Annotated in this window: 13 protein-coding genes and 1 riboswitch; of the genes, 7 read left to right on the forward strand and 6 right to left on the reverse strand. The window is 65.9% G+C overall.

Translation table 11 applies throughout. The features are described from left to right. Nucleotides 1-20 precede the first annotated feature (20 nt). From ACYCAX_RS14835 to bfr, 4 genes are all read left to right on the forward strand, one after another. Nucleotides 21-1,022, forward strand: a complete 1,002-nt coding sequence (locus ACYCAX_RS14835) for a DNA-directed RNA polymerase subunit alpha (RefSeq protein ID WP_009617182.1) — start codon at nucleotides 21-23, stop codon at nucleotides 1,020-1,022. Nucleotides 1,023-1,065: 43 nt separating this feature from the next. Further along, on the forward strand, nucleotides 1,066-1,455 hold the full coding sequence (rplQ, locus tag ACYCAX_RS14840; RefSeq protein ID WP_015475338.1) for a 50S ribosomal protein L17: 390 nt from the start codon (nucleotides 1,066-1,068) through the stop codon (nucleotides 1,453-1,455). Between the two features lie 271 nt (nucleotides 1,456-1,726). After that, nucleotides 1,727-3,175: a catalase KatA gene (gene katA, locus ACYCAX_RS14845; RefSeq protein WP_460248311.1), complete on the forward strand. Its 1,449-nt coding sequence runs from the start codon at nucleotides 1,727-1,729 to the stop codon at nucleotides 3,173-3,175. Nucleotides 3,176-3,300: 125 nt separating this feature from the next. Then, the gene (gene bfr, locus ACYCAX_RS14850; protein WP_015475340.1) at nucleotides 3,301-3,765 is read left to right on the forward strand and encodes a bacterioferritin; all 465 of its coding nucleotides are present in this window, start codon (nucleotides 3,301-3,303) and stop codon (nucleotides 3,763-3,765) included. Between the two features lie 200 nt (nucleotides 3,766-3,965). Here the strand turns inward: bfr and uvrA are convergent, their stop codons facing one another. Beyond that, nucleotides 3,966-6,800, reverse strand: coding sequence for an excinuclease ABC subunit UvrA (gene uvrA, locus ACYCAX_RS14855; protein WP_460248312.1), 2,835 nt, complete (start codon nucleotides 6,798-6,800; stop codon nucleotides 3,966-3,968). 214 nt (nucleotides 6,801-7,014) lie between these two features. On the opposite strand from uvrA, the gene ACYCAX_RS14860 reads away from it, so the two are divergent. The 3 genes from ACYCAX_RS14860 (at nucleotide 7,015) to ACYCAX_RS14870 (ending at nucleotide 9,284) form a co-directional block, all read left to right on the forward strand. Continuing rightward, nucleotides 7,015-8,403: an MFS transporter gene (locus ACYCAX_RS14860; RefSeq protein WP_015475344.1), complete on the forward strand. Its 1,389-nt coding sequence runs from the start codon at nucleotides 7,015-7,017 to the stop codon at nucleotides 8,401-8,403. Nucleotides 8,404-8,421: 18 nt separating this feature from the next. After that, nucleotides 8,422-8,919: a single-stranded DNA-binding protein gene (gene ssb / locus ACYCAX_RS14865; protein ID WP_015475345.1), complete on the forward strand. Its 498-nt coding sequence runs from the start codon at nucleotides 8,422-8,424 to the stop codon at nucleotides 8,917-8,919. A gap of 176 nt (nucleotides 8,920-9,095) precedes the next feature. Next, entirely contained in the window at nucleotides 9,096-9,284 is a 189-nt protein-coding gene (locus tag ACYCAX_RS14870; RefSeq protein WP_015475355.1) for a hypothetical protein, read from the forward strand. 54 nt (nucleotides 9,285-9,338) lie between these two features. On the opposite strand, the gene ACYCAX_RS14875 is transcribed toward ACYCAX_RS14870, so the two are convergent. The 5 genes from ACYCAX_RS14875 to cobG form a co-directional block, all read right to left on the reverse strand. Next, nucleotides 9,339-10,667: an MFS transporter gene (locus tag ACYCAX_RS14875; protein WP_294981190.1), complete on the reverse strand. Its 1,329-nt coding sequence runs from the start codon at nucleotides 10,665-10,667 to the stop codon at nucleotides 9,339-9,341. A gap of 236 nt (nucleotides 10,668-10,903) precedes the next feature. After that, the gene (cobJ, locus tag ACYCAX_RS14880; protein WP_460248313.1) at nucleotides 10,904-12,553 is read right to left on the reverse strand and encodes a precorrin-3B C(17)-methyltransferase; all 1,650 of its coding nucleotides are present in this window, start codon (nucleotides 12,551-12,553) and stop codon (nucleotides 10,904-10,906) included. Continuing rightward, complete coding sequence (locus tag ACYCAX_RS14885) at nucleotides 12,553-13,293, reverse strand: precorrin-2 C(20)-methyltransferase (protein WP_294980630.1); 741 nt, start codon at nucleotides 13,291-13,293, stop codon at nucleotides 12,553-12,555. The genes cobJ and ACYCAX_RS14885 overlap by 1 nt, the downstream gene beginning before the upstream one ends. Beyond that, on the reverse strand, nucleotides 13,293-13,919 hold the full coding sequence (locus ACYCAX_RS14890; protein WP_294980633.1) for a precorrin-8X methylmutase: 627 nt from the start codon (nucleotides 13,917-13,919) through the stop codon (nucleotides 13,293-13,295). Before ACYCAX_RS14890 ends, ACYCAX_RS14885 begins: the two co-directional genes overlap by 1 nt. Next, the gene (cobG, locus tag ACYCAX_RS14895; protein WP_460248314.1) at nucleotides 13,912-15,270 is read right to left on the reverse strand and encodes a precorrin-3B synthase; all 1,359 of its coding nucleotides are present in this window, start codon (nucleotides 15,268-15,270) and stop codon (nucleotides 13,912-13,914) included. Before cobG ends, ACYCAX_RS14890 begins: the two co-directional genes overlap by 8 nt. An 86-nt stretch (nucleotides 15,271-15,356) precedes the next feature. Continuing rightward, a riboswitch (cobalamin riboswitch) is annotated at nucleotides 15,357-15,590 on the reverse strand. Nucleotides 15,591-15,630: the final 40 nt, after the last annotated feature.

Raw genomic sequence — 15,630 nt, forward strand, 5'->3', positions numbered from 1 at the left:
GCTAGAAAATAGGTGCATCCATGCAGAGTTCGGTAAATGAGTTCCTGACCCCCCGCCACATCGATGTGCAGGTGGTCAGCCAAACCCGCGCCAAGATCACCCTCGAGCCTCTCGAGCGTGGTTTCGGCCATACCCTGGGCAACGCGCTGCGTCGCATCCTGTTGTCCTCCATGCCTGGCTGTGCAGTAGTCGAGGCCGAGATCGACGGCGTACTCCACGAGTACTCCGCCATCGAGGGTGTGCAGGAAGATGTCATCGAGATCCTGCTCAACCTGAAAGGCCTGGCCATCAAGCTGCACGGTCGTGACGAAGTGACGCTGACCCTGGCGAAAAAGGGCTCGGGTGTGGTGACCGCTGCCGATATTCAGCTGGATCATGATGTCGAGATCGTCAACGGTGACCATGTTATCGCCCACCTGGCCGATAACGGCGCGCTGAACATGAAGCTGAAAGTCGCTCGTGGCCGTGGCTACGAGCCGGCTGATGCCCGTTCGAGCGATGAAGACGAAAGCCGTAGCATCGGCCGTCTGCAGCTCGACGCCTCGTTCAGCCCCGTGCGTCGTGTTGCCTACGTGGTCGAGAACGCCCGTGTCGAACAGCGTACCAACCTGGACAAGCTGGTCCTCGATCTGGAAACCAACGGCACCCTGGATCCTGAAGAGGCTATCCGTCGCGCCGCTACCATCCTGCAACAGCAGCTGGCAGCGTTCGTGGACCTCAAAGGCGACAGCGAGCCCGTCGTTGAAGAGCAGGAAGACGAGATCGATCCGATCCTGCTGCGTCCGGTCGATGACCTTGAGCTGACCGTCCGTTCGGCCAACTGCCTGAAGGCAGAGAACATCTACTACATCGGTGACCTGATTCAGCGCACCGAAGTAGAGCTGCTCAAAACGCCGAACCTGGGCAAGAAGTCCCTGACCGAAATCAAGGACGTTCTGGCCTCTCGCGGTCTGTCCCTCGGTATGCGCCTCGACAACTGGCCGCCGGCAAGTCTCAAGAAAGACGACAAGGCTACTGCCTGATCGTCGTAGCTACCGAACGTAAAGTTTGGAAAGGAATTGAACCATGCGCCATCGTAAAAGTGGTCGTCACCTGAGCCGCACCAGCGCGCACCGCAAGGCTATGTTCCAGAACATGGCTGTGTCGCTCTTCGAACACGAACTGATCAAAACCACCCTGCCCAAGGCCAAGGAACTGCGTCGCGTTGCCGAGCCGCTGATCACCCTGGCTAAAGTGGATAGCGTTGCCAACCGTCGTCTCGCTTTCGACCGTACCCGTTCGAAAGAAGCCGTAGGCAAGCTGTTCAACGAACTGGGCAAGCGCTACGCCAACCGTCCGGGCGGCTACCTGCGCATCCTGAAGTGCGGCTTCCGCGCTGGCGACAATGCCCCTATGGCATACGTCGAACTGATTGACCGCGCTGTTGGCGGCCAGGCAGTAGAAGCTGCAGAGTAAGGTTCACGCCTTATAAGAAACCGGGCCCTGTGCCCGGTTTTTTATTGCCTATAGAAAAGTTTTTCTCTATCGATCAGCTCGAATCAATAAATTGGCTGATCCATCCCTTGTCACCGATCCTTAACGACGCCGACTTCTACTGCTTGCTGAGCTGGATCAACAGCCGCAATGCCGGTGGAGGCGCTTAATTGTCCGATTGGGATGTCGGGCCGCGCTCACAGCTTTCGTGATTCGCCGGCCTTCGAACACCCCGCCGTTGAGGAGAGTAACGATGAGCGACAACACCCACCTGACGACCGCTGCAGGAGCGCCGGTCGCCGATAACCAGAACGTCCAGACCGCCGGCCCGCGGGGGCCGATGCTGCTGCAGGACGTCTGGTTCCTGGAGAAACTGGCGCACTTCGACCGCGAAGTGATCCCTGAGCGCCGCATGCACGCCAAGGGCTCGGCGGCCTACGGCACCTTCACCGTCACCCATGACATCACCCGCTACAGCCGCGCCAAGCTGTTCTCCCAGGTCGGCAAGCAGACTCCGCTGTTCCTGCGTTTCTCCACCGTGGCCGGCGAGCGTGGCGCGGCGGATGCCGAGCGCGACATCCGTGGCTTCGCCATGAAGTTCTACACCGAGGAAGGCAACTGGGATCTGGTCGGCAACAACACCCCGGTCTTCTATTTCCGCGACCCGCTGAAATTCCCCGACCTGAACCACGTGGTGAAACGCGATCCGCGCACCAACCTGCGCAACGCGACCCTGAAGTGGGACTTCTTCTCGCACCTGCCCGAAGCCCTGCACCAGCTGACCATCGACTTCAGCGATCGCGGCCTGCCGCGCAGTTACCGTCACGTCCACGGCTTCGGCAGCCACACCTTCAGCTTCATCAACGCCAGCAACGAGCGCTTCTGGGTCAAGTTCCACTTCAAGACCCAGCAGGGCATCGAGAACCTGAGCAACGAGGAAGCCGCCAAGCTGGTCGGCGCCGACCGCGAAAGCTCGCAGCGTGACCTGTACGATGCCATCGAGCGCGGCGACTTCCCGCGCTGGAAGATGTACGTGCAGGTGATGCCGGAGAAGGAAGCGGCCACCTACCGCTACAACCCGTTCGACCTGACCAAGGTCTGGCCGCATGGTGATTATCCGCTGATCGAGGTGGGCTACTTCGAGCTCAACCGCAATCCGGCGAACTACTTCGCCGAGGTCGAGCAGTCCGCCTTCAGCCCGGCGAATATCGTCCCCGGGATCGGCTTCTCGCCGGACAAGATGCTCCAGGGGCGCCTGTTCTCCTACGGCGATGCGCACCGCTACCGCCTGGGCGTGAACCACCACCAGATCCCGGTTAACGCCGCGCGCAACAATCCGCGCATCTACCACCGCGACGGCGCCATGCGGGTGGACGGCAACAATGGCGACATGACCGTCACCTACGAGCCGAACAGCTTCAACCAGTGGCAGGAGCAGCCGGACTACTCCGAACCGCCGCTGACCCTGGAAGGCACCGCCGATCACTGGAACCATCGCGTCGACGATGACTACTACAGCCAGCCGGCCGCGCTGTTCCGCCTGTTCGATGAAGCCCAGCGGCAGCGCCTGTACGAGAACATCGCCGGCGATATGGCGGGTGTGCCAGAGGCTATCCAGCGTCGTCAGCTGGCACTGTTCTTCAACATCGACCCGGCCTACGGCGAAGGCGTCGCCAAGGCGCTGGGCCTGAAGCTGGACTAAGCTGAAACCGTTCCACCTGCCGCCCTCTTCGGAGGGCGGTTGCGTTTGTGGTGCTTGACCCCGGTCATGGCCAGTCGCGACCATAGCGCCGTTTAATTCGCTGTCACGTCCCAGGGAGAAGGCTGATGCAAGGCCACGCCGAGGTTATCGATTATCTCAACACGCTGCTGACCGGTGAGCTGGCCGCTCGCGACCAGTACTTCATCCATTCGCGCATGTACGAGGACTGGGGCTTCACCAAGCTCTACGAGCGCCTCAATCACGAAATGGAAGAGGAAACCCAGCACGCCGACGCCCTGCTGCGCCGCATCCTGCTGCTCGAAGGCACCCCGCGCATGCGCCCGGACGACATCCACCCGGGCAAGACCGTGCCGGAGATGCTGGAAGCCGACCTGAAGCTGGAGCGCCACGTGCGCGCCGCCCTGGCCAAGGGCATCGCCCTGTGCGAGAAGCACAAGGACTTCGTCACCCGCGACATCCTGCGCGTGCAGCTGACCGATACCGAGGAAGACCACGCCTACTGGCTGGAGCAGCAGCTCGGCCTGATCCAGAAGATGGGCCTGGAGAACTATCTGCAGTCGCAGATCTGATTCATAGCTCCGCTTCGTCAAAGCCCTCGGCGTCCAGGCTCCGGGGCTTTTGCTTTTCGTAGGAGCGAGCTTGCTCGCGAACAGAGTTACTCGGCGGCTCGGATGTTGGGGCGGTTCGCGAGCAAGCTCGCTCCTACAAGATCCCTACAAAAAGGCCCCTGCGCCGTTCGGCAGCAGGGGCTTTGTCATACCGGTGCGGATCAGGCCCGATCGCGCTCCAGCAGCGGCTTGAGGAAGTGCCCGGTGTGCGACACCGCCAATTCCGCGACCTGCTCCGGCGTGCCGGTGGCGATGATCTGGCCGCCCTTGGAGCCGCCCTCGGGGCCGAGGTCGACCAGCCAGTCGGCGGTCTTGATTACGTCCAGGTTGTGCTCGATGACCACCACGGTGTTGCCGTGGTCGCGCAGGCGGTGCAGCACGTCGAGCAGTTGCTGGATATCCGCGAAGTGCAGGCCGGTGGTCGGCTCGTCGAGGATGTACAGGGTCTTGCCGGTATCGCGCTTGGACAGCTCGCGGGACAGCTTCACCCGTTGCGCCTCACCACCGGACAGCGTGGTCGCGCTCTGGCCGAGCTTGATGTACGACAGGCCGACGTCCATCAGCGTCTGCAGCTTGCGGGCGATGGCCGGCACGGCGTCGAAGAACGCGCGGGCGTCCTCGATGGTCATGTCCAGCACTTCGGTGATGCTCTTGCCCTTGTAGCGGACTTCCAGGGTCTCGCGGTTGTAGCGCTTGCCCTTGCAGACGTCGCAGGGCACGTAGATGTCCGGTAGGAAGTGCATCTCCACCTTGATCACGCCGTCGCCCTGGCAGGCCTCGCAGCGGCCGCCCTTGACGTTGAACGAGAAGCGCCCCGGCCCGTAGCCGCGCGAACGCGCTTCCGGCACGCTGGCGAACAGCTCGCGGATCGGCGTGAACAGCCCGGTGTAGGTCGCCGGGTTGGAGCGCGGCGTGCGGCCGATCGGGCTCTGGTCGATGTCCACCACCTTGTCCAGGTGCTGCAGGCCGTCGAACGAGTCGTAGGGCGCGACTTCCAGGGTGGTGGCGCCGTTGAGCGCGGTGGCGGTGATCGGGAACAGGGTGTTGTTGATCAGCGTCGACTTGCCCGAGCCGGAGACGCCAGTGATGCAGGTGAACAGGCCGACCGGGATTTCCAGGTTGACGTTCTGCAGGTTGTTGCCGCGCGCGCCCTTGAGCTTGAGCAGTTGCTTCTTGTTGCGCGGGGTGCGCTCGGCGGGCACGACGATCTTGGTGCGGCCGGACAGATAGGCGCCGGTGACCGAGTCCGGATGGTCCATGACCTGTTGCGGCGTGCCCTCGGCGACGATCTGCCCGCCGTGCACGCCGGCGCCGGGGCCAATGTCGACGACATAGTCGGCGAGGCGGATGGCGTCCTCGTCGTGCTCGACCACGATCACCGTGTTGCCCAGGTTGCGCAGGTGGGTGAGGGTGCCCAGCAGGCGCTCGTTGTCGCGCTGGTGCAGGCCGATGGAGGGCTCGTCGAGGATGTACATGACGCCCACCAGGCCGGCGCCGATCTGGCTGGCCAGACGGATGCGCTGGGCCTCGCCGCCGGAGAGGGTGTCGGCGCTGCGGTCCAGGGTCAGGTAGTCGAGGCCGACGTTGACCAGGAACTGCAGGCGCTCGCGGATCTCCTTGAGGATCTTCGAGGCGATCTCGCCGCGGCGGCCGGTCAGGGTCAGGCTCTCGGCGTACTCGCAGGCGGTGCCCACCGGCATCGAGGTGATCGCCGGCAGGGTCTTGTCGCCCACCCACACATGGCGGGCCTCGCGGCGCAGGCGGGTGCCGTGGCAGTCCGGACAGGGCTGGGTGCTGAGGAACTTGGCCAGCTCCTCGCGCACGGTGGCCGACTCGGTCTCGCGGTAGCGGCGCTCCAGGTTCGGCAGGATGCCCTCGAACGGGTGCGCGCGCTTGACGATGTCGCCACGGTCGTTGAGGTAGCGGAATTCGACGTTCTCGCGGCCCGAGCCGTTGAGGATGAACTTCTGGTGATCCGGATCGATGTCCTGGAAAGGCTCTTCCAGGCTGAAACCGAAGTGCGCGGCCAGCGAGCCGAGCATCTGGAAGTAGTAGACGTTGCGCCGGTCCCAGCCGCGAATCGCGCCTTCGGCCAGGGTCAGCTCGCCGTTGACCACCCGCCGCGCGTCGAAGAACTGCTTCACGCCCAGGCCGTCGCAGGTCGGGCAGGCGCCGGCCGGGTTGTTGAAGGAGAACAGCTTGGGTTCCAGCTCGCTGATGGAGTGGCCACAGATCGGGCAGGCGAAGCGGGCGGAGAAGATCATCTCTTCGCCTTCCTCGTCATCCATCGGTGCCACCAGCGCGATGCCGTCGGCCAGGTTGATCGCCGTTTCGAAGGATTCCGCCAGGCGCTGCTGCAGGTCGCCGCGGACCTTGAAGCGGTCGACCACGATATCGATGGAGTGCTTGAGCTTCTTGTCCAGCTTGGGCACTTCATCCAGCTCGTAGAGCTTGCCGTCGACGCGGGCGCGGACGAAGCCCTGGGCGCGCATCTCCTCGAACACCGCCAGGTGCTCGCCCTTGCGCTCGCGGATCACCGGGGCCAGCAGCATCAGCTTGCGGCCTTCGGGCAGTGCCAGCACCTGGTCGACCATCTGGCTGACGGTCTGCGCTTCCAGCGGGATATCGTGGTCCGGGCAGCGCGGGATACCCACGCGCGCATAGAGCAGGCGTAGGTAGTCGTAGATCTCGGTGATGGTGCCGACGGTGGAGCGCGGGTTGTGGGAAGTGGATTTCTGTTCGATGGAAATCGCCGGCGACAGACCTTCGATGGTGTCGACGTCGGGCTTTTCCATCATCGAGAGGAACTGCCGGGCGTAGGCCGACAGGGATTCCACGTAGCGGCGCTGGCCCTCGGCGTAGAGGGTGTCGAAGGCCAGGGACGACTTGCCGGAACCGGACAGGCCGGTGATCACGATCAGTTTGTCGCGCGGCAGGGTCAGGTCGATGTTCTTCAGGTTGTGGGTACGTGCCCCACGGATGAGGATCTTGTCCACTGCGGCCTCGCATGGCGGGCGAAAACCGCTGAGTATACGGCCGGCCACGAGTGCGCGGCAAAGTGGCGCGAGTGTGCCGGCGTGCGGCAGGACTGGTAGAATGCCCGGCTATTTTTCGGCGTTGGCGACAGCCGGCCATCCGCGAAGCGGATGGGCACGCCGTCACGGGGGCCATTCAGCGCGTTCCCCAAATCCGTCTTCCCATGAGGGGCCTATGCACGATTCCCACACTGAGCGCATGAGTGGCATCGAAACCCGCGCGGCCGCCGGCCTGTCCCTGGTCTTCGCGTTCCGCATGCTCGGCATGTTCATGGTCCTGCCGGTCCTGGCGACCTATGGCCAGGACCTCGCCGGTTCGACCCCGGCGCTGATCGGCCTGGCCATCGGCGCCTACGGCCTGACCCAGGCCATCCTGCAGATTCCCCTGGGCACCCTGTCCGACCGCATCGGCCGCCGGCCGATCATCGTCGTCGGCCTGCTGGTGTTCGCCGCCGGCGCCGTGTTGGCGGCCAACGCCGACTCCATCTGGGGCATCATCGCCGGCCGCGTGCTGCAGGGCGCCGGAGCGATCTCCGCCGCCGTGATGGCGATGCTCTCCGACCTCACCCGCGAGCAGCACCGCACCAAGGCGATGGCGATGATCGGCATGAGCATCGGGGTGTCGTTCGCCGTAGCGATGGTCGCGGGTCCGGTGCTGACCCACTGGTTCGGCCTGCACGGCCTGTTCTGGTTCACCGCCGGCATGGCGCTGGTGGGCATGCTGATCGTCCTGTTCGTCGTGCCGACGCCGGACCATCGCATGCAGCATCGCGAATCCAGCGTGGCCAAGCAGTCGCTGATCCCGACCCTGAAGAATCCCGAACTGCTGCGCCTGGACATTGGCATCCTGGTCCTGCACGCCATCCTCATGGCCAGCTTCGTGGCCCTGCCGCTGGCTCTGGTGGAGCGCGCCGGACTGCCCAAGGAACAGCACTGGTGGGTGTACCTGACCGCACTGCTGGTCGGCTTCTTCGGCATGGTGCCGTTCATCATCTACGCCGAGAAGAAGCGCCAGATGAAGCGCGTGCTCAGCGGCGCGGTGGCGACCCTGATGCTCTGCGAACTGTACTTCTGGGCGTTCGGCGACAGCCTCCATGAACTGGTGTTCGGCATCATCGTCTACTTCACCGCCTTCAACCTGCTGGAGGCCTCGTTGCCGTCGCTGGTGAGCAAGGTATCGCCCGCCGGTGGCAAGGGCACGGCGATGGGCGTGTACTCCACCAGCCAGTTCCTCGGTGCCGCGGTGGGCGGCATCCTGGGGGGCTGGATGTTCCAGCACGGTGGCCTGAACGGGGTGTTCATCGGCTGCGCGGTGCTGGCTGCCATCTGGTTGGCGATTGCTGTTACCATGCGTGAACCGCCGTATGTAACGAGCATTCGCCTGCCTCTTTCCGCTGAGGCGCTGCGCGATGCCTCGTTGGCCGAGCGTTTCAAGGCATTGCCCGGTGTGAGCGATGTGATGGTGGTCGCTGAAGAAGCGGCCGCTTATGTCAAAGTGGATTCCCAACAAGTTGATCGCACGTCCCTCGAGCGCCTTGCCGGCGCCGAGCAGGCGACGTGCTGAAGCCTTTAGGAGAGCGTCATGGCCCGTGGGGTTAACAAAGTCATTCTGGTCGGTAACGTCGGTGGCGATCCGGAAACCCGCTACATGCCCAACGGCAACGCGGTGACCAACGTCACCCTGGCCACCAGCGAGAGCTGGAAGGACAAGCAGACCGGCCAGCAGCAGGAACGTACCGAGTGGCACCGCGTGGTGTTCTTCGGTCGCCTGGCGGAAATCGTCGCCGAGTACGTGCGCAAGGGTTCGCAGATCTACGTCGAGGGCAGCCTGCGCACCCGCAAGTGGCAGGGCCAGGACGGTCAGGACCGTTACACCACCGAAATCGTGGTCGACATCAACGGCAACATGCAACTGCTGGGCGGCCGTCCGGGCGCCGGTGGTGACGACGCCCCGCGCGCTCCCCGCGAGCCGCAGCAGCGTCCGCAGCAGGCACCGCGTCCGGCCCCGCAGCAGCAGTCCCAGCCCGCTCCGCAGCCGGCCCAGGACTACGATAGCTTCGACGACGACATTCCGTTCTGACCAGTTCGGTTTCGTCCCCAAGAGCGCAGCCTTCGAGCTGCGCTTTTGCGTCTCTGGGACGCTCGTTTGAGCGAATGTTCGTAACGGTCTTTCTCGGAAGCGGCTATTTAATTAGCTGGCTAATTAAATGATTCTGGAACTGCCTTGATGTACGGCAAGACCGGAGAAGAAAAGACATGAGCATTACCGTGACCGAGCGTGACGACGACCATAAATCCCGCGAATTCCGCGCCCACGGCGGGCGTTGCTGGGATGTGCATCAGGAGGGCCTGCTGGTCGGCATCTTCCACAGTGAGCGGGAGGCCCGGGCGTACCGCGCCGCGCTGGAGCTGGAGGAGCGCTACCGGCGCGGCGCCGAGTTCTAGAAGGCTCGTTACGAAAAGGCCCCGTCGATACGGGGCCTTTTGCTGTGGCGTGGGTCAGTGCGGACGTTTGCGCAGTTGCTGCGTCGGAATGCCGATCAGCAGGATCAACGCACCGATTATCAGGACCACGCCGATCACGTCGAAGGCCAGGTACAGGTTGCCGGTAGCGGTCTTGATCGCGCCGACCACGATTTGGCTGATCACGCCGGCCACGCCGCCGATACTGCTGATCACGGCGATGCCGCCCGCCGCCCGTGCCGGGGTGAGCAGGGCGGGGGGAATGGTCCAGAACAGTGAAAGGGCGGACATCGCCGTCGCCGCCCCCAGGGTCATCAGCGCCACCGAGAGCATCAGGTTCCCCTGGGCGAAGCCGAGCAGGAAGAAGCATGCGGCGCTCACCAGCATCGTGGCGCCGACGTGCCAGCGGCGTTCCTGGTGCTTGTCCGAGCTACGGCCGAGCAGGTACATGCCGACGATGCCCAGCGCGTACGGCAGGCTGGCGAGCAGCCCGATGGACTTGAGGTCTTCCACGCCGAAGCCGCGGATCAGCGTCGGCATCCAGTACGACACCGTGTTCGAGCCGCTGTAGACGCAGAAGAACACCAGGCCGGCGATGTACACCCGAGGGTCGCGCAGCACATCGAGGAAGCGGCCGTGGTCGCCGGCCTTCGCGGGTTCGGTGGCCAGTGCGGCCTCCAGGCGGGATTTCTCCTCCTCGTTCAGCCATTTCGCGTCGCGCGGGCGGTCCGCCAGCCAGTACCAGCCGAACACGCCCAGCAGCGCGGCGGGGATGCCTTCGAGGACGAACAGCACCTGCCAGTCGCGCAGGCCCATCCAGCCGTGGAAGTGGGTCATGATCCAGCCGGCCAGGGGACCGCTGACGATCCCGGCGACCATCGCCGACATGACGAACACTGCCGTGATCCGGCCGCGCAGTTCGGTGGGGAACCAATAGGTGAGATAGAGAATGACGCCAGGGAAGAACCCGGCCTCGGCGACCCCCAGGAAGAACCGCGCGACGATCAACTGGTTGGCGGTGGTGACGAAGGCGGTGGCGACGGTGACCATGCCCCACAGCACCATGATCCGCGTCAGCGTGGCGCGGGCGCCGGCACGCTGCATGTACAGGTTGCTGGGAACCTCGAAGAGGATGTAGCCCAGGTAGAAGATGCCCGCGCCGATGCCGTAGGCGGCCTCGCTCAGGGCGATGTCTTCGGCCATGCGCAGCTTGGCGAAGGAGATGTTGAGGCGGTCGATGGCGTTGATTGCGTAGGCGATGACCAGGAACGGCAGCAGGCGCCAGATCACCTTGCGGTAAAGCGCGCGGGTCGACTCCGGGGAGTATGTCGTGGGCGGCGCGATCGTCTCGAACGTTTGACTCATGGTGGCTCCTGCTGGTGTGGCCAGATTGTTCTTGTTGTGTGCGAAAGCGGACAGGAGCGACGAGGATAGGGGGGCGACGCTGCGGCGGGACTCACCCGAAGGGGGGGTAACACGGGGGGGAATTGTAAGATGAAATTACGGGGAGCCTGGTGGTCCCCTGCCCCTGGCAGCAGGGGCGTGGAGCGAGGCGTTCAGCCTTGGGTCTCCGCCCGGGGCGCAGAGGCTATCCAGGGCGCTCAGCGATACCAGCGAGGCGTGTACACCCAGTCGCCGCCACCGGTGCGTGGGAAGCGCCGGGTCAGGGACGAGCCGACGATCACCAGGGTGCGCATGTCCACCATCTCCGGCACCAGCTCGCCGAGGGGGACGACGCGCAGCGCCTCCGCCGGACGGCCGATGTTGCGGCCGAGCACCACCAGGGTTTCCGGTGTGCGGTGGCGGCGGACGATCTCCAGGGTGCGCCCCAGTTGCCAGGGGCGAGCCCTGGAGATCGGGTTGTAGAAGGCCATGACCAGGTCGGCGGCGCCGGCGTGATCGAGGCGCTTCTCGATGGTCTCCCAGGGCTTGAGGTTGTCCGACAGGGAGATCAGGCAGAAATCATGCCCTAGCGGTGCGCCGGCCTTGGCGGCGGCGGCCAGCGCAGCGGACACGCCCGGCAACACCTCCAGTTCCACGCCGTGCCAGTCGGGATCATCGCTCCCGTGCAGCGCCTCCATCACCGCGGCGCCCATAGCGAAGACACCGGGATCGCCGGAGGAAATCACCACCACCCGCCGGCCGCTGGCGGCCAGTTCGAAGGCGTGGCGGGCGCGCTGCATCTCCTCGCGATTGTCGGTGCAGTGGCGCACCTGATCGTCGCGCAGGGGCTCGGCCATCTTCACATAGGTCTCGTAGCCGAGCAGGTCCTGGGCCTCGTCCAGCGCATGGCGCACGGCGGGGATCATGAAGTCGCTGGCGCCGGGGCCGAGACCGATCACGCTGAGTCGCCCGCGCGGCTGGCCGATGCCTTCGGCTTCGCCTGGCGTGGCAGCGCGGTGCAGGTGGAAGGAGTCGCCATGCAGCATGGCCGGCGGCAGTTCGTCGTCGCTGTGGATGAACCGCAGCGGCACGCCCAGCTCGCGGGCGGCCTCGGCCAGCGCCGGGTCGGCCATGCGGCAGCGCGGCGCGACCAATGCAGCCAGCGATACCTCGGCCAGCCCGGCCTGCGCCAGGCCCTGGCGGATGCGTTCGGGCAACTGCGAGTCCACCAGCGTGACATGGGCGAGGACGATGCGCGGATAGATGCGCAGCTCGTTGTGCGCGATGCCTTCGGCGCGGGAGTCGATGCGCAGGGTATGCGCGGCGTCGTCGGCCAGCGGCAGGTCCAGCTCGTCCAGCCACGGCGCGTCGCCTTCGATGCGCAGGGCGTCGCCGCCCAGCAGGTCGGAGACGAAGCGCTTGCCCTGTTCGATGTCCGCCAGCGCGTAGCCCGGTGGCGGGTCGAGCAGGCAGGCACCGAAACGCAGTTCGCCGCTGGTGGTGATGGCCGGCGCTATGTCCAGCGCGGCGGCCATCTTGCGGGCCATGCGGTTGACTCCGCCGAGCCCGCCGAGCAGCGGCACCACGGCGCTGCCGTCTTCGGCGACGGCCAGCACCGGCGGCTCCACGCCCTTTTCAGCCAGCAGCGGGGCGAGGGTGCGGATGACGATGCCGGCGGCGCACAGGGCGATGATCGGGGTGTCGTCACGGTAGAGCTGGCGCAGGGTTTCGCCGAAGTTCGCGTAGGACTCGTCGGCGCCTTCGACGCGGTCCTTCAGGCCCAGTACGCGCGCCTGTGGATAAATGCCCTGCAGGCGTCGGGCCGTGGCCAGCGCACCTTGGCCGAGAATGACAATGGCGATGCGCATCAGCCGTTCCACCGCTGGCCGGGGATGACGATCATCGAGAAGTACGGCGAGGCCATTGGGTCCACCTCGTCCAGCGCGACGATGCGCTGCTCGCGCATGGTTGCGCGCTCGACGTAGTGGGCGCCGCCGTCACGGCCCAGCTCGCGCAGCACGCGACGGACCTTGTCGAAGTTGCGGCCGAGCTTCATCACCACCGCCGCATCGGCGTCGGCCAGGCGACGCTTGAGCTCGTCTTCCGGCAAGACGCCGGACAGCACCGCCAGGCTCTGGTTGCGGTACACCAGTGGCACGCCGAGTACCGCCGCGCTGCCGAGCATCGAGCAGACGCCGGGAACGACTTCGGTGGCATACCGCTGCGAAAGGCGGTCATGCAGGTACATGTAGGAACCGTAGAAGAACGGATCGCCCTCGCAGATCACCGCCACGTCGCGGCCGGCATCCAGGTGTGCGGCCACCTGCGCGGCGGCGGTGTCGTAGAAGTCGCTGATCACGCCTTCGTAGGTCAGCGGCGGCTCCAGCTTCTCGGTGGTCACCGGATAGACCAGCGGCAGTCGCTGCTGCTCATCGAGCAGGTGCTGCTCGATGATAGCGAAGGCGTTGCCGCCCTGGCCGGCGTGGTGCTTGGCCTTGGCTACGAAGTAGCCGATCACCGGGGACGCGCGCAGCAGGCGCAGGGCCTTGAGGGTCAGCAGTTCAGGGTCGCCCGGGCCGACGCCCAGGCCGATGAGGCGGCCGGTCATCACTCCACCTCCGTGGCCAGGGCGTTCACCGCGGCGGCCGCCATCGCGCTGCCGCCACGGCGGCCGCGGACGATCACGTAGGGCACGCCACGGCTGTCGGCGGCGAGGGCGTCCTTGGATTCCATGGCGCCGACGAAGCCCACCGGGAAGCCAAGGATCAGCGCCGGTTTCGGTGCGCCGGCATCGAGCATTTCCAGCAGGTAGAAGAGCGCGGTCGGCGCGTTGCCGATCACCACCACGCTGCCTTCCAGGCGCTCGCGCCAGTGCTCCAGCGCCACCGCCGAACGGGTGTTGCCCAGCTCGCGGGCGAGCGCCGGGACGTCCGGATCGTTGAGGGTGCAGATCACCTCGTTGTGCGCCGGTAGGCGCGCGCGGGTGATGCCCTCGGCGACCATTCGCGCATCGCAGAGGATCGGCGCGCCAGCGGCCAACGCCGCACGGCCGATGGCCCCGGCGCCTGCGGAGAAGCGCAGGTCCTGCACGACGTCGACCATGCCGCAGGCGTGGATCACCCGCACGGCGAGTTTCTCGAGGTCGGCGGGGATGGCGGAGAGCTCGGCTTCGGCGCGGATGGTGGCGAAGGACTGGCAGTAGATCGCCTGGCCGTCGCGAATGTAATCAAGCATCGGTGGGGGCTCCGGGTGCGGCCAGCAGGTCGCCGGCGGCCTCGAGGGAAAGGTTGCGCGCCAATGGCTGGCCGAAGCCGGCCATGCCATCGGCGCGACGGAACAGGTCATAGCGGCCGTCGGCGACGGCCAGCAGGGTGTAGGAGGCGACGTGGGCGGCGGCGCAGGAGCGCGGGCAGCCACACAGGTGCACGCCGGCCGGCGGTGCGTGGCGCAGGCGTTCGGCCAGGCGCAGGGCATCGGCCTTGGTGTCGGCCAGCCCGCGTGCGCAACCGCCGGCGCCGCTGCAGGCGATGAGGCGCGACAGCGGCTGGGCGGCGTCGATCAGCAGGCCGAGATTGGCCAGTGCGCCGAGTGCGACGGGAGCATCGGCCGGGGCCACGTCGGGGAGTATCAGGCTTTGCCAGGGCGTCAGACGCAGTTGTCCGCCGCTGAAACGCTCTGTCAGATCGGCGAGGCCGAACAGCATCGAGCTGTCGAGACGACCGAGGACGAATCCCGCACCGACCATGACTCGTTCCGGCTGGCGCTGGGGCTGAATCCCGAGGTGGCCGAAGGCCTGCGGTGCAGGACGCCGCCAGTTATCCATAAGTGGACCGAGTCGCAGGGGGAACGGCAGGCGTTGCTGCAGGCGCTCCAGCAGCGCTTCGTCGCGGAGCTTCTCGCGCAGGTGGCGCATGCGCGTCTGGCCGTCGTCGGCGAGATCGAGGAACAGGTGCAGCAGGGTTTCCACCAGCAGCGGCGCCTGCTCGGCGGATACGGCGGCGAGGGCGGGACGATCAGTCTTGCGCTGCGGCGGACAGCCGGCCAGGCCGAAGGCGAACAGCGGCGCGGCATCCTCAGACATCGCCGACAGCCAGATATCGTTGGGGTGCTCCAGCATCGCCAGCGACTCGCCGGCATCCAGTTGCACGCCGAACTTGGGCGAGAGGCCGTGGAAGCGTGGGGTGCGCTCCAGCAGATCGAGCAACTGACGCGCCAGCGGCTGGGCGTCGAATGCCGTGCCCGCATCCAGGCCGAGCGCCGGACTGACCAGCAGGTTGCGCACATCGTCCGCCGCCAGCTCGCGCGGGCCGAGGCCCGCGGCCAGCAGATCACGGCTCAGCGCATTCTCGGCACCGGCATGTACGCCACGAATCTGCAGGTTGGCGCGGTTGGTCGCTTCCAGCACGCCGTCGGCATGGCGTTCGGCAGCCAGGGCGATGGCGCGCGCGGCTTGGGCGTCGAGTTGTCCACAGGGCAGCTTGATGCGGCAGATGCCGCCATCGCGGGAGGCCACGATGCGCAGCAGGCCAGGGCAGGCCGACGGGCGGACGGCAGCAAGGGCAGATGGCGCGGAAGGGTCGTGCACTGAGGTCACCAGGGCTGGGTCGCGGTGACCTGCGAATCCCCACAGGGGACTTCACGACACCGATACACCCCGCTCGATGTCTGCACGCGCGACTGGTTTCGTCGGCAGGTCTCCTGGCTGGCAGGTCCTCATCCGGCGCGGCCTTCCCGGTTGCCCAGTGGCCAGATCGACGACAACAGACGCTGTGGTCGAAGTGCGCGAACTCGCTGCTTACAGTTGCGGGGGCAGCCACGGTTTTTCCGTGTTCCCTCTTCGGCTCTCGGATGCATCGCCTTCAAACAGCGAAGCGTCCTACGAGCACCGACGATGCGGGTATTATGCCTGCTTTGCCCGAGGGCGGAACAAGCCTGCCCGTCGGAT

It is taken from the genome of Pseudomonas sp. MT3 (assembly GCF_054720805.1).